Source organism: Streptomyces sp. NPDC004610, from assembly GCF_040609715.1.
Lineage (GTDB): Bacteria > Actinomycetota > Actinomycetes > Streptomycetales > Streptomycetaceae > Streptomyces.
Genome location: NZ_JBEXLA010000035.1, coordinates 82,886 through 96,785 on the forward strand (window position 1 = coordinate 82,886; position 13,900 = coordinate 96,785).

11 protein-coding genes are annotated in these 13,900 nt (G+C 71.7%); 4 read left to right on the top strand and 7 right to left on the bottom strand.

Features of this window, described 5'->3' with window-relative positions; genetic code table 11:
• Positions 1-6 precede the first annotated feature (6 nt).
• Both ABZX40_RS31910 and ABZX40_RS31915 read right to left on the bottom strand, forming a co-directional pair.
• Positions 7-306, bottom strand: coding sequence for a hypothetical protein (locus ABZX40_RS31910; RefSeq protein WP_355733444.1), 300 nt, complete (start codon positions 304-306; stop codon positions 7-9).
• Positions 303-1,568: a saccharopine dehydrogenase C-terminal domain-containing protein gene (locus ABZX40_RS31915; protein WP_355733442.1), complete on the bottom strand. Its 1,266-nt coding sequence runs from the start codon at positions 1,566-1,568 to the stop codon at positions 303-305. Before ABZX40_RS31915 ends, ABZX40_RS31910 begins: the two co-directional genes overlap by 4 nt.
• Positions 1,569-1,861: 293 nt before the next feature.
• Between ABZX40_RS31915 and ABZX40_RS31920 the strand changes: the two genes are divergently transcribed.
• Positions 1,862-2,572, top strand: coding sequence for a TetR/AcrR family transcriptional regulator (locus tag ABZX40_RS31920; protein ID WP_355733912.1), 711 nt, complete (start codon positions 1,862-1,864; stop codon positions 2,570-2,572).
• Between the two features lie 57 nt (positions 2,573-2,629).
• The gene (locus tag ABZX40_RS31925; protein WP_355733440.1) at positions 2,630-3,781 is read left to right on the top strand and encodes an ABC transporter substrate-binding protein; all 1,152 of its coding nucleotides are present in this window, start codon (positions 2,630-2,632) and stop codon (positions 3,779-3,781) included.
• A gap of 79 nt (positions 3,782-3,860) precedes the next feature.
• Here the strand turns inward: ABZX40_RS31925 and ABZX40_RS31930 are convergent, their stop codons facing one another.
• From ABZX40_RS31930 to ABZX40_RS31945, 4 genes are all read right to left on the bottom strand, one after another.
• Positions 3,861-6,527, bottom strand: coding sequence for a collagenase (locus ABZX40_RS31930; protein ID WP_355733437.1), 2,667 nt, complete (start codon positions 6,525-6,527; stop codon positions 3,861-3,863).
• A 322-nt stretch (positions 6,528-6,849) separates the two neighbouring features.
• Positions 6,850-7,512 (bottom strand): GntR family transcriptional regulator, encoded by a 663-nt coding sequence (locus ABZX40_RS31935; protein ID WP_355733434.1) that lies wholly within the window; start codon positions 7,510-7,512, stop codon positions 6,850-6,852.
• Positions 7,513-7,677: 165 nt separating this feature from the next.
• Positions 7,678-9,105, bottom strand: a complete 1,428-nt coding sequence (locus ABZX40_RS31940; RefSeq protein WP_355733431.1) for an aminopeptidase P family protein — start codon at positions 9,103-9,105, stop codon at positions 7,678-7,680.
• An 86-nt stretch (positions 9,106-9,191) separates the two neighbouring features.
• Positions 9,192-10,640 (bottom strand): aminopeptidase P family protein, encoded by a 1,449-nt coding sequence (locus tag ABZX40_RS31945; protein ID WP_355733428.1) that lies wholly within the window; start codon positions 10,638-10,640, stop codon positions 9,192-9,194.
• A 293-nt stretch (positions 10,641-10,933) separates the two neighbouring features.
• Between ABZX40_RS31945 and ABZX40_RS31950 the strand changes: the two genes are divergently transcribed.
• Both ABZX40_RS31950 and cynS read left to right on the top strand, forming a co-directional pair.
• On the top strand, positions 10,934-11,932 hold the full coding sequence (locus tag ABZX40_RS31950) for a LysR family transcriptional regulator (protein ID WP_355733425.1): 999 nt from the start codon (positions 10,934-10,936) through the stop codon (positions 11,930-11,932).
• 56 nt (positions 11,933-11,988) lie between these two features.
• Positions 11,989-12,435 (top strand): cyanase, encoded by a 447-nt coding sequence (gene cynS / locus ABZX40_RS31955; protein WP_355733422.1) that lies wholly within the window; start codon positions 11,989-11,991, stop codon positions 12,433-12,435.
• Here cynS and ABZX40_RS31960 read toward each other — a convergent pair.
• On the bottom strand, positions 12,423-13,457 hold the full coding sequence (locus ABZX40_RS31960) for a LacI family DNA-binding transcriptional regulator (protein WP_355733419.1): 1,035 nt from the start codon (positions 13,455-13,457) through the stop codon (positions 12,423-12,425). The genes cynS and ABZX40_RS31960 overlap by 13 nt on opposite strands.
• Positions 13,458-13,900 lie beyond the last annotated feature (443 nt).

Consider the following 13,900-nt stretch of genomic DNA (forward strand, 5'->3'; position numbering starts at 1 on the left):
CAGGGCCTACTTCCGCCGACGGGCCGCCTCGATGAGGAACGCCCAACCCAGGCAGGCCAGCCCGGCGATCAGCGAAACGTAGAAGGCGCTCTCGAAGAGCGGGCCGTTCGCGCCCTCGACCCTGCCGTCCGCGTGCGCGCACGACTTCTCGAAGGGGAAGCTTCCGGTGCGCAGGTCGGCGCAGCTGTTCTGGAGATCCTCGTGGAGCACCCCGGCGTTGATCCAGGAGAGCAGCCAGAGCAGCAGGAAGGCTCCGAGGAGCGCGCAGACGGCTCCCCACAGCTGGTTCAGTCGCCGCTCGCTCACACCGCGGAGGGTACCTGTCCGCCGTCCTCGCGGATTCCCCACGGTGAGCCGTACGCGGTCAGCAGGTCGAGGAAGGGGCGCGGAGGGAGAGCCTCCGGGCCGAGTACGCCCGTCCCGGACCATGCGCCGGTGGCGAGGAGTTCGAGGGCGACGACCGGGTTGATCGCGGTCTGCCACACCACGGCCTGGGAACCGTACTCCCGCATCGACCACTGGTTGTCGACCACGTGGTACAGGTACACCTCGCGCGGGCGGCCGTCCTTGGTGCCCTTCACCCAGGTCCCCGCGCAGGTCTTGCCGGTCATCCGGGGGCCCAGCGCGGCCGGGTCGGGGAGGCACGCGGCGACCATGTCACGCGGGGAGACCCGCACCGGGGTGCCGTCCTCGCCCCGGACCGTGACCGGTTCCGTCGCGTCCAGGCCGAGGGCGTGCAGGGTCTTCAGCTTGCCGATGAAGTCATCGCCCAGCCCGTACTTGAAGGTGACCCGCCCGGCGTCCACCCAGCGCGGTACCAGCAGCACCTCCTCGTGCTCGACATTGACGCACTCGACCGGGCCGATGCCCTCGGGGAAGTCGAAGACCTCCGGCTCGCTGAACGGCTCGGTGGTGAACCAGCCCCGCCCCCGCTCGTACACCACCGGCGGGTTGAGGCACTCCTCGATCGTCGTCCAGATGCTGAACGACGGGGCGAAGTCGTATCCCTCGACCGTCAGATTCGCGCCGTCGCGGATACCGATCTCCTCGATCTCGTCGAAGAGCTCCTCCGCCGCGTACCGGGCGAAGACATCCGACAGACCGGGCTCCACCCCCATACCGGCCAGCGCCAGCCGGCCCGACGCCTCCCAGGCGTCCGCCCGCGCGAACTGCTCGTCGCCCAGCTTGACCCCGCACCGCTCGTACGGCTGCTCCGGGTGCGGCCGGGACAGGGACATCGCCATGTCGAGGTAGTGGCTGCCGGCCGCCAGCGCGGCCTCGAACAGCGGCATCACAAAGCGCGGGTCCGTCGCGTTCAGCAGCACATCGCACCGCTCCTCGGTGAGCAGCGCGGCGACCGCGTCCTGATCGGAGGCATCGATCCGGCGTGCCGTGAAGCGGCCCCCGGCACCGTCCCCCGAGTTCACCGCCGCCACCGCCGCGACCGCCGCCTCGGCGCGGCCGAGGTCGTAGTCGGCGACGACGAAGCCGTCGAAGAAGTCCCGGCGGGCCGCGATCCGGGTGATCGCGGTACCGACACCACCGGCGCCCACAAGCAGTACACGCATGACGAAGCCCTCTCTCCCCGGGTCCGCGCAGGTCCGCGCCCCTGGGAGGGATGAAAGCCGGGCCCGGGAGGTAAGGTCAATGGTGTTGGCATAAGGGCGATGCCGACGATGCCATCAGTGCCATCAATGCCATGGATTCGACCGGTGCCACCGGCTCGATCGATGCCACCGGTTCGATCGGTTCCCTGGTGTGCGGGCGAGGCCGGGCGCGCGGCCCCGCCTCGCCCGCCCTGCCCGCCCTGCCCGCCCCGCTCACCTCGCCCACCTCGCCCGTTCGGAGTCCGGAGGCAGCCATGGCCAAGCCCGTCGTTCCCGAGGAGGCCCGCAGGCGGCGGCGTCCCACCCGGCAGGGCACCGTCCTGTCGGAGCGGCTGATCATCGACACCGCCCTGCGCATGCTGCGCGAACACGGCGGCGCGGGGCTCACCGTCCGCCGCCTCGGCACCGCGCTGGGCGCCGACCCCAGCACCCTCTACCGGTACTTCGACGGCATGGACGGCCTCACCCTCGCCATCGGCGAGGAGCTCATCGGCCGCGCCCTCGACGGCTGGACCGGCACCGGCGACTGGCGCACCGACCTGCGGGACATCGGCCTGCGCATCCATGGCGCCTATCTGGCCCACCCGCAGGCCGCCGTCCTCACCGCGAGCCGGGTGACCGGCAGACCCCGGGAGATCGCCGCCGACGAGACCGTCCTCGGCATCCTGCGCACCGCCGGGTTCCCCGACGCCGACGCCGTCCTGATCTTCCACGCCTTCATCGACCAGTCCCTCGCCTTCGCCGCGCTGGACGCCGGAGCCCTCGCCCTGACCGAGACCTCCCGCACCTCTGACGAACGCCAGTGGGAGTCCACATACGCCCGGCTGCCCGCCGACACCTATCCGCACATCGCCGCGACCGCCCCGCTGCTCGCCGCCCGGATGAACCACAGCGCCTACCCGGTCGCCCTGGACATGCTGCTGGCCAGCGCGGACGGCCGGCTCAAGGCGCTGGACGGCCGATGATCAAGCCGGTGATTAATCGGTTGCCGGACGGCGACGGCCGTGGATGCAATGGCGGCCATGCCGAACCATGAGCACACCGTAGGTACGGGACCACGGCCCGGCGGCGGGGCGTCGTCCCCTGTCCGGATCGGCGCTCTCGCCCCGCTGACCCGGCCCGGATGGACCGAGGCCGGGCGGCAACTCCTCGCCGGACTGGAGCTGGCGGTCCGGGATGTCAACGACGGCGGCGTCGACGGGAGCGGCATCGACGGCGGCGGCATCGACGGCAGGCCGCTGGAGCTGCTCGTCCGGGACACCGCGGCCGATCCGCGCCGGGCCGCGGCGGCGATGGACGAGCTGGCGGAGCTGGGTGTGCCCGCGGTCGTCGGCGAGTACCACAGCGTGGTCGCCCGGAGCGCCGCGGCCCACGCGGACGTGCTCGGGCTGCCGTTCCTCTGCTCGTCGGCCGTCCTCGACGACCTCACCGAGCGGCCGACCGACTGGGTGGCGCGCATCGCCCCGGCCCAGTCCCACGGCTGGCGGAGCTACGCCGACCACCTCCTCGACGCGGGCCACCGCCGGATCGCCGTGGTCGCCGACCCCGGCCTCTACTGGGCGTCCGGAACCGGCGTCCTGCGCGAACACCTCGCCCCGCGCGGCGGCACGCTCACCGCGTTCGACACCCGCGCCCACACCCCCGACGCCCTGTGCGACGCCCTCGCCGGGCAGGACCTGACCGCCCTGCTCCTCCTCGTCGGACACCCGGAACCCGCCGTGCCGATCGTCCGGGCCGTCCGCCGCGACCGGCGTCTCACCGGCCTCACCCTGGGCGCCCCGGCCGGTCAGCCGGAACTGCCCGAGTGGGAAACCCTGCTCGGCGCCGACGGCACCGCCATCCCCTTCCTGCGCTATCTGCCCCGCCACCTCACCCCCCTCGGCACCCGCGTCGAGGCCGCCCTGCGCGGCCGGCTCCCCGGCGCCCCCTCCTTCGTCGCCTTCGAGGGCTACGACACGATCCTGGTCCTCGCGGACGCCCTCCGCGCCCATGGCACCGACCGGGCACGGCTCGCCGCGTCCTGGCGGCGGACCGCCGTCGACGGCACCCGGGGCCGGATCCGGTTCTCCCGCCCGCCGGGCACCGGGGTGTGGCAGTGGGCCCGGCCACCGGTCCAGGTCGCCGACCGGGACCCGGCGGAGCCCGCCCGGTTCCGGGTGCTGCGCCAGGAGTGAGCGACGGTCACGGCACAGCCGGGCCCGGGGCGGCGGAGGTGATCCCCCGTTCCGCCGCCCCGGGCGCTCAGGGTGGGGGTCAGTAGCCGGTGCTGACGGTGACTCCGCTGAAGCCGCTCACCGCGTGGAGGCTGATGTACTGGGCGCCCGCGGGCGGGTTGCTCACGGTCAGGGTGTGGCTGTTGCCGGTGCCCGTGGCGCGGTGGGTGTTGCTGGTGGTGCTGGGCCAGCCGCTGCCGCTGTAGTAGAGGTCGGCGTCACCCGTGCCGCCTGAGGTGGTGATCCTCAGCTGGGTGGTGCCGGCCGGGACATAGAGATAGAGGTAGGCGTAGTTTCCGGTGGTGGCGGACTGGTTGCTGCGCCGGCAGTTCTGGCCCAGTTCCCGGATGTCGCCGCCGGTGCACTCGGTGACGGTGCCGCCGCCGCCGACGGTGACGGTCCGGGTGGCGGTGGCCTTGGCGCCCTTGTCGTCGGTGACGGTCAGCGTGACCGGGTAGCTGCCGGCGGCGGCGTAGGTCTTGGTGGGGTGGGTGGCGGTGGAGGTGGTGCCGTCACCGAAGTTCCAGGACCGGGCGGCGATGGTGCCGTCGGAGTCGGCCGACTGGTCGGTGAAGGTGACCGACAGATCCTGGACGGCGGTGGTGAACGCGGCGGTGGGCGCCTGGTTGCCGGGCGGGTTGGTGCCCCCGCCGCAGTCACCGGCCGCGCAGCCCGCCAGCCAGGTGTACCAGTCACTGTCGTAGTGGGTGCCGATGGTGCCGGTCAGATAGGTACGGGCGGCGCTCCAGTTACCGGCCCGGTAGTGGCCGAGCACGGTGTCCAGGTCGGCGCGGTGCTTCTCCAGCATGTACCGGGTGGCGAGGTAGCCCCACCGGTAGATCCGGGTGGTGTCATGGCTGTAGGTGGTGGAGAAGAGGGTGCTCAGGGCGTAGGTCTTGCGGCCCGCCTCGGTCATCGCCGCGGTGTAGGGCACCCCGCGGTAGGAGTAGGAGACGTACTCGGCGAAGCCCTCGATCCACCAGATGGTGGGGGTGGTGATGTTGGCGCCGAAGTCGCCGTACATGTCGAAGCGGCCGTCGAGGTAGTGGGTGTACTCGTGGTTGAGGTTCCAGATCTGGAACTCCGGACGCAGCCACTCGGCCTCGTAGGCGATGAAGCGGGCCTGGTTGCCCGCGGCGGCCGGGTCGCCCTCCAGGTACATGCCGCCGTTGTTGGTGTCGATCCCGTACAGGGCACCGGCGTAGGTCTGGTAGTCGGTGCTGGAGTCGAAGACGACGACCTCGATGTCGGTGTTGTTGTCACCGGCGACCGGGCCGCTGTCCCGGGCTATGCCATGGAAGTAGGCGTCCTGGCTGCGCAGGCTGTCGCAGCTCGCGGACAGCTCGGCGGACGCCATCTGCTGCGCCTTGATGGTGATGCTGGAGCTACAGGTGTACGTGACCGGCAGCACCGCCCGCGCCAGCTGGCCCTGGAGGTCGCAGGTGCCGTAGTAGGAGCAGTTGGCCTTGTCGTAGTAGTCGGTCATCTCGGCCACGCCGACCCAGAGCGGGGCGGTGGTGCCCTTGAGTGAGGTGGAGTTCAGCAGCCCGGCGGCCAGCGGACGGACCTTGGTCCGCAGCGCGGAGTGCTGGAGGAACCTGCCCAGTTCGCGCCCCGCGTTGGAGGTCAGATACGACTGGTCCGTGCCCAGCAGCGAGAGATGACCGGACGCGAAGGAGTACAGGGCGTCGATCAGAGAGGGGTCGGACTGGACCGCCGTCACGAACGCGGGCACCTGATGACCCCGGAAGGTCACCGTGTAGACGTTGTTGACCGCGTTGAGCATCCACCAGGAGGAGTTCCAGGTGGAGTCGTAGTCGGCCAGCAGCCGCTTGACGACATACAGATAGCGGGCGTTCTCCTCCGCGCTGTCGATCAGGGTGACGGCCTCGGCGAGGGTCTCCCCGTTGGCGTCAGTGACATCACGGGAGTGCGAGCTGGCGAAGAAGGCGTCCAGCCCGGCGCGGATGGCCGTCTGGAGCCCGGTGCCGTAGGCGCCCACGGCACCGGAGTTGTAGTACTGGACGTAGTACCCGGCCCGCAGAAACAGTACGAGCTGGGGCATACCGGTGCTGGAGTCACCAGGGTAGGACGCCGAGCCGTCGCGCAGGGCGTAGGCGACGGTGGTCATCTGCGCCTCGCGGAACGCCCCGTAGGCATCGCTGCCGGTCAGGCTGAACAGGGTGTTCACACAGTCGGTGGTGGACGCCTTGATCTGCTGGACCAGCGCGCTGCCGGTACGGCCGGTGAAGTCGGAGACGGCACAGGCGGCGGCGGGCGCGGCCTTCACCGCCGGTGCCGACTCCGCTGATTTCGCCGGGGCCGACTCAGCCGACTCGGCGGGCGCCGACTTCGCTGTCTTCGTCGGCGCCGACTCCGCCGACTTCGAAGGCCGCAGCGGCAGTTCGGCATGGCTGCCGTACGACTCCCTGAGCGCGTCCTTGCTCGCCGCGAGCGGGGGGAGCTCCGACGCCTTGAGTCGGCCGTCCCCGACATGCTCGGAGTCCCCGGGGGCGGACTCGGCCACGGGCGGGGGACCGTCCTGCCGGTCGCTCGGGGCGGCGATCGGTACGGAGGCCATCGGCGCGCCGGTGCGGGCACCGGCCGGCTGGGTGAGCAGACCGGCGCCCATGACGGCGGCCAGGGCCAGCGGCAGAGCCGCGCCCAGACCGCGCCGGACATACGACGTTCTCACTGTGCCTCCCATGAGGGGTTGGACCACGGGACATGTGGTCTATGGGGGATGAGAGGGCCGTGGATCGGGGAGGGCCGTGCTGTCTGCCTAGGGGGAGCACGACCGATGCCAACCGCTGAGTGCGGCGAAGTTGACATGACCACGACCTGATGTGACATGTACCATTGCACAGGTGACATGTCAGAGGGAAGTCATCCGGCGGAATCCAGGGTTACCAATTGCCTTGTGTGACAGGTGAGTTGACATCCCGGCAGGGGATACTGATCAGGTCACCTGAGATCAAGTCACCTGAGACAGGGGGACCGGTTGTGGGCGAGGGCAGCCGAAGAAGCCGCTACCGGCCGTCCGCCCACAGGGTGCGGACATGTGAGAGGTGGCGCCGCATGCACTCCTCCGCCGCCTCCACCCGACCGGCCACCATCAGATCGAGCAGCTCCACATGCTCCTGCGCGGAGGCGACCAGCCGCCCCGTCTCGTTGAGACTGCCCAGCCCGAACAGCCGGGACCGCTTGCGCAGATCGGCGACCACATCGACCAGGTGACCGTTCCCGGCCAGCGCCAGCAGCTCCAGATGGAACCGGTGATCGGCTTCGAGGTACTTGAGGACGTCATGCTCCTCGGCCGCCGTGACGATCCGCCGGGCCAGCGGACGCAACGCCTCCAACTGCTCGGCGCTCGCCGTCGCGGTGACCCGGCCGACCATGGGCACCTCGATCAGCGTCCGGATCTCGGTGAACTCGTCGAGATCCTGCTCGGTCATCTCCGTGATCCGGAACCCCTTGTTGCGCACCGCCTCCACCAGGCCCTCCCGGACCAGATCCAGCATGGCTTCGCGCACCGGAGTGGCGGAGACACTGAGTTTCGCGGCCAGGGTCGGCGCCGAGTAGATGACCCCGGGACGGAGTTCACCCGCGGTGAGGGCGGCACGGAGGGCATGGGCGACCTGGTCGCGCAGATGGGCCTGGACGGAGATCACCTGCGGTCCGAGATGAGGCATCCGTGTTCCTCCGTGGTTCCTCAATCCGATCAGCCCATTAACCTCCGACTATACAATGTGACGTTGCTGTGCCTGCTGCCGTGACTGCTGCCATGGACGTTGCTCTGACGGACGGTCGGCGACCCGTGCGCGGCGCCGGGGACGAGGCCGGTGCGCCCCGGGTGATCAGGACAGAGCGTCGGCCATCCAGCTCTCGATCTCGTCGGCGCCCCGGGGCAGTCCGGCCGACAGACACACCGCCCCGTCGGCCGTGATGACGAAATCGTCCTCGATCCGTATCCCGATCCCGCGCAGTTCCTCGGGCACGGTCAGGTCGTCGGGCTGGAAGTACAGCCCGGGTTCGACGGTCAGCACCTGACCCGCCTCCAGCACCCCGTCGAGATAGGTGGTGCTGCGGGCGGCGGCACAGTCATGGCAGTCCAGGCCGAGCATATGACCCGACCCGCACACGGTGTAGCGCCGGTACAGCTCCGCCTCCGGTGTCGCGGCGGAACTGCCGTACGGCCGCAGCCCCCAGGCGTCCAGGCCCTCCGCGAGGACCCGCATCGCGGCCTCGTGGAAGGCGCCGTACCGGGCGCCGGGCCGCAGCGCCGCGATACCCGCCGACTGGGCGGCGAACACCAGGTCGTACACCCGGCGCTGGACCTCGCCGAAGCGACCGCCGACCGGGAGGGTGCGGGTGATGTCGGCGGTGTAGAAGGAATCGGCCTCCACACCCGCGTCCAGCAGGAGCAGATCCCCGTCCCGCACCGGGCCGTCGTTGCGCATCCAGTGCAGGACACAGGCGTGCGCCCCGGCCGCCGCGATGGTGTCGAAGCCCAGCCCGTGCCCGCCGAGCCGGGCCCGCCGGCCGAAGGTGCCCTCGATCCAGCGCTCCCCGCGCGCGAGGCGGGTGGCGTACGGGAGTTCGCCCACCACGTCCTCGAAACCGGCGACCGTGCACTCCACGGCCGTCCGCAGCCGACCGATCTCCCACTCGTCCTTCACCAGCCGCAACTCGGCGAGGAAGGTGAGGAGTTCGGCGTCGGCCCGGGGGTCCGTCGACAGCTGCGCGTCGAGATGGGCGTCCGTGCCGCGCAGCAGCCGGGTCGGTACGTCGTGGCGCAGTGCCCGGTCCAGGTCGTCGCGGGCGGCCACCTCGATGCCGAGGGCGTCCGAGGTCTCCGCGAGTGTCCGGCGCCGGCCGACCCAGAACTCGCCGTGGCGCCGGTCGCCGTAGAACTCCGTGCCGCGCGGTCCGCCGTCGCGCGGGGAGCGGGGCCGGGTGAACAGGGTGACCGTGTGGCCGCCGGTGGTGGGTTCGAGGACGAGGACGCTGTCGGGAACGGCCTCCGGTCCCTGCTCGGCGGTGAGATGGACGAACGCGGAGTGCGGCCGGAACGCGTAGTCGAAGTCATTGCTCCTGACCTTCGGGCCGCCCGACGGAACGACGATCCGCTCACCGGGAAACCGCTCGGACACCGCCGAGCGCCGCTTCGCCGCGTACGCCGCGCCCGGCAGCGGCGGCAGCGTCCGGCCGGTGTCCGCCCAGCCGCCCAGGAAGGGGCCGTCGGTGCCCTGCGCACCGTCGCGTGGGCCGTTGTGCTCTCTCATCGCTGGGTTTCCCTGTGTCGTGACGGGTGGAGCGGAGCGGGGTGGGGTGGGCCGGAACCGGGTGGGGGTCGGGGCCGGGTCGGGCGTCAGGCGCGCAGCCGTGCCATCCATCGCTCCACCTCGTCCGCCTCCCTCGGCAGAGCGGCCGAGAGATTCTCGTTGCCGTCCTCGGTCACCAGGAGGTCGTCCTCGATCCGGACGCCGATGCCCCGGAACTCCTCCGGCACGGTCAGGTCGTCGGACTGGAAGTAGATGCCCGGCTCGACCGTGAGCACCATGCCCGGCTCCAGCGTCCCGTCGACATACAGCTCGGTACGGGCCTTGGAGCAGTCGTGGACGTCCAGGCCGAGCATGTGACCGGTGCCCGCCAGGGTCCAGCGCCGCTGGAGCCCGAGGGTGAACGCCTCCTCCGCCGACCGCCCCTCGAACAGCCCCCAGGCGGCCAGGTGCTCGGTCAGCACCCGCTGCGCCGCGTCATGGAAGTCCCGGTACGCGGCACCCGGTTTGACGGCGGCGATGCCCGCCTCCTGCGCCGCGTACACCGCCTCGTAGACCGTGCGCTGGACGGGGGTGAAGCGGCCGTCGACCGGGAGGGTGCGGGTGATGTCGGCGGTGTAGAGGTGGCGGGTCTCGACCCCGGCGTCGAGCAGCAGCAGATCGCCCGGCCGGGCCTCGCCGTCGTTGCGGACCCAGTGCAGGGTCGTGGCGTGCGGTCCCGCCGCGCAGATCGACGCGTAGCCGACGTCATTGCCCTCGATCCGGGCGCGGGTGAAGAAGGTGCCCTCGATCCGCCGCTCGGAGGTGGGCCCGGAGCCGGCCAGGACACGGACGACGTCCTCGAAGCCCAGGGCGGTGGCCTCGCAGGCGAAACGGAGATCGGCGATCTCGAACGCGTCCTTGACCAGCCGCATCTCGGAAAGCGCGCTGCGGAACTCGTCGTCGTCCCCCGGCGCCGACTTCCCGGCGAGGGCGGTGTCGATGCCGCTGTCGAGGCCCCGGAGCAGCCGGACCGGGCCGGTGGCCGTGGCGAGGCGGTCGGCGAGGGTGCGGACATCGGCGCAGTCCAGACCGAGCAGCCGCTCGTTCTCGGTGAGGCTGTTGCGGCGGCCGTCCCAGAGCTCGCCGTGGTAGTCGAGCCAGAACTCGCCGTTGTCCCGGTCGGAGCGCGGCAGCAGATAGGCGACCGCCCGATGCCCGCCGCCCTCCCCGTCGTGCCGGTCCGGCTCCAGGACCAGTACGGCGTCCTGCGACTGGTCGCCGGTCAGATAGACATAGTCGGAGGACGGCCGGAAGGGGTAGGCCGTGTCATTGGCGCGGACCTTCGCCCGGCCCGCCGGGATCACCAGCAGCTCACCCGGGAAGCGCGCGGACAGCCCGGCCCTGCGGTGCGCGGTGTACGCCGCCTGCGCGATCGGCGCGAGGCCGTGGCGCTCGGTGTCCGCCCAGCCCTGCTTCATGTTCTCGGCCAGCTCGGTGCTGACCTCCCGATAGAGACCGTTCTTGCGCTGTGTGCCCTCGTCCGTCTCGGCGGCCACCGGCACCTCCTGAATCCTGAATCCTGCGTCGTACGAGTCATGGACCGATCTCCCCAGGGCACGTCGGCGGCCCTGGGCGCGCCCGCGTGCGGAAGAGCGTTCTCGATGGTGGAGGCGCCAGGGGGGTGTGGCAACGGGGTGAGGCATAAGAGAACGCGCCGGGCGGTCATAACGCGGCGCCGGGACGACGGTGAGGACGGCCCGAATCCCGGCCGAGGCCCGTACACACTCGGCCCGGCTTCCGCGCGCATAATGGACGGCGTTTCCCCATACGGCCGGGTCGAGGTGTACCGATGGAACTGGAGCTGCGTCATCTGCGGGTGCTGTGCGCCATCGCGGATTCCGGGAGCGTCGGCCGGGCGGCGGTCGCCCTCGGATTCACCCAGCCCGCCCTCAGCACCCAGCTCCGCCGGATCGAGCGGCTCCTCGGCGAGGGCCTCTTCGTGCGCAGCAGCGCGGGCATGGAGCTGACCGCCTACGGCGCGGACGTGGTCAGCCAGGCCCGCGAGATCCTGACCCGCGCCGACGCCCTCGTACGACGCCAGCCGGGCGGCGGTGCGACGGCGGCGGCCGGGCCGCTGCGGCTCGGTGCCACCAACACCCCGGTCGTCCCGATGCTCCTGGACACCCTCCGGGACACCTGCCCGGACCTCACGGTCTCCGTCTCCAGCGTCTACGCCACCGGGGAACTCCTCAAGCTCCTGGAGTCCGGCGAACTCGACGCCGCGCTCGGCGTCGACTACCCCGGGCTGCCGGTCCGGCACTCCGCCGCCCTGGCCCACCGTGCCATCAGCACCGTCCCGGTCTTCGTCGCGATCCCCGCCGGTCATCCGCTCGCGCACCGGGTGGAAGTGCCGCTGGAGGAGTTGTCCGAGGACACCTGGTTCGTCTCCTCCGACGACGGGGTCGGCTGGCCCGGCGCCTTCTACGACGCTTGCCAGGCCGCCGGATTCCTGCCCCGGGGCACGCATGAGTTCCATGTGCTCGACCAGTTGCAGTCGATGATCGCCAAGGGGCTGGGAGTGACCGCCGTCCAGCCCACCCTGCGTCCCATCGACGGGGTGCTGGTCAAGCCGCTGGCCGGAGATCCGCTGTGGCAGCGCCATCTGCTGATCTGGCGCCGCGAGGCCGTCGAGGCGTCCGTCGTCGAGTCCCTCCACCACCATGCCGTCCGCACCTACCGCAATCTGCTGGCCCAGGCGCCGCACCTCCAGCGATGGCTGAGCCGCGCGTACACGACGACCCGCCTGCCGGACGGCCTCCGGAGCACGCCGGCCGGTCCTGACGCCTGACACTTCAGAGACGTACCACCGAGACCTGCCCGCGCAGTCAGTCAAGGGAGACGTTCATGCTCAGCAAGCGGGAAGCCGCCGAAGCCGTCCGTGCGGCCAAGGTGAAGACCGGCGTCACCTGGGCCCAGCTCGCCGAAGCGGTGGGCAGACCGCTCGCCTGGACCACCGCCGCCCTGCTGGGGCAGCACCCCATGGGCGAGGAGGAGGCGGCCACCGCGGCGGCCCTCCTCGAACTCGGCGACGACGCCGCCCTCGCCTTCCGGCTCCAGCCGACCCGGGGCGCCCTGGACGCCGCCGTCCCGGTCGACCCCACCGTCTACCGGCTCTACGAGATCGTCCAGGTCTACGGGCCGACGATCAAGGAGCTGATCCATGAGCAGTGCGGCGACGGCATCATGAGCGCGATCAACTTCCGGCTCGACGTACGGCGGGTGCCGGACCCGGCCGGTGACCGGGTGGTCGTCACCCTGGACGGGAAGTACCTGCCCTATCAGTGGGAGTAGCCGGGTCGCGGTGACGACGGGACCCGCGCCGCCCGCACCGAGGTGGCCCTGACCAGGAGCCGCGCCGGGACGGTCACCGGGTGCGGGCGGTGCTGGGGGCGCTCGATGAGATCGACCAGAGCGCCGACCGCCGCCCGCGCGCTGCGCCCCGGATCGAGGGTCACCGTGGACACGGGCGGCACGCCCCTCGCGTAGGCCGGGTCCTCGCTGGCGCAGACGACCAGCAGATCACCGGGGACGGACAGCCCGCAGCGCTCGGCCGACGCCAGGATCCGCCAGCCGCACGGATCGTAGATCCCGTACACCGCCTCCGGCCGGTCGGGCCCGGACAGCACGGCGTCGTAGGTGCGGCCCCGGTCCTCCACCAGGGGCGGAGGCATCGGCAGCGAGCGGGACCGGACGCCGTGCCGGGCGCACCACTCCAGATAGGCGGCGCGGCAGGTGCGCGTGTAGTGGTCGGCGCCCTGGCCGTCCATCAGGGCGATACGGGCGGCGCCCTGCTCGGCGAGATGGTCGAGGACCTGATGGGTCATGGCCCGGTGGTCGTTGTCGACCCACGCCTCACCGGGACGCGGCGCGGCGGGACGTCCGTCGAAGGCGAGCGGCAGCCCGCGCGCCCGCAGGATCCGGGCGACCGGGTCATCGGCCGGACTGTCCATCAGCAGGACCCCCGCCACCGGGAGCGTCGCCCACAACTCCTCGGCCGGCGCGGAGGGCAGCGCGGTCAGCGCGTAGCCGCGTTCATGGGCGGCGGCCGTCGCGGCGGCGATGGCCTGGGCGAAGAAGGCGACCCCGGCGAAGTTCCAGGGGTCGGGGCCGTAGGTCGTCACCGCGAGGGCGAGGGTGCGGGAGGTGACGGGCCTCGGCCCGTCGCGGTCGCCGTAGCCGAGCGCCGAGGCGACCGCGCGGACCCGTACCCGGGTGGCCGGGGCGAGGCGACCCGTGCCGTTGAGGGCGTGGGAGACGGTCGCGGTGGACACCTCCGCCGCGCGGGCGACATCGGCGATGGTCGTTCGGCGCACGCGCCCCAGAGTACGGAATCCGTGGCGAAACGGGGAGAGCGCTGCGGATATCGATGGTGCCGGGCGCTGGTGGTTATGGGCTTAACCACGAAGGATGCTCGACAGCGCGAGGGGCGCGACCCGGAGCGCCGCCAACCGTGGCAGACAGGGTGGCGGGTGGCACTCCGTTGCGGGTGACAGACCGTTGCGGGTGGCACTCCGTTGCGCGTGGCACACCGTTGCGGGTGGCGCCGCTGCCTGGAGCGCCGCCCACCCGTGGCGGACCGCTGTGCGGGGCGCCGCCCATGTGTGGTGACGCTCATGTGTGGTGACGCTCATGTGTGGCACCGATCGCTACCCGTGGCGCCGGTCATGAAGGGCACCGCTAACCGTGGTGCCGCCCAACTCGCAGCACCGCTAACCGTGGTGTCGCCTACCCGCAGCACGGCTACCCACGGCGCCGC

Coding starts and splice junctions, on each gene's coding strand:
- ABZX40_RS31915 (WP_355733442.1), bottom strand. CDS start 1,568: ATGCGTGTACTGCTTGTGGGCGCCGGTGGTGTCGGTACCGCGATCACC.
- ABZX40_RS31920 (WP_355733912.1), top strand. CDS start 1,862: ATGGCCAAGCCCGTCGTTCCCGAGGAGGCCCGCAGGCGGCGGCGTCCC.
- ABZX40_RS31925 (WP_355733440.1), top strand. CDS start 2,630: ATGCCGAACCATGAGCACACCGTAGGTACGGGACCACGGCCCGGCGGC.
- ABZX40_RS31930 (WP_355733437.1), bottom strand. CDS start 6,527: ATGGGAGGCACAGTGAGAACGTCGTATGTCCGGCGCGGTCTGGGCGCG.
- ABZX40_RS31935 (WP_355733434.1), bottom strand. CDS start 7,512: ATGCCTCATCTCGGACCGCAGGTGATCTCCGTCCAGGCCCATCTGCGC.
- ABZX40_RS31940 (WP_355733431.1), bottom strand. CDS start 9,105: ATGAGAGAGCACAACGGCCCACGCGACGGTGCGCAGGGCACCGACGGC.
- ABZX40_RS31950 (WP_355733425.1), top strand. CDS start 10,934: ATGGAACTGGAGCTGCGTCATCTGCGGGTGCTGTGCGCCATCGCGGAT.
- cynS (WP_355733422.1), top strand. CDS start 11,989: ATGCTCAGCAAGCGGGAAGCCGCCGAAGCCGTCCGTGCGGCCAAGGTG.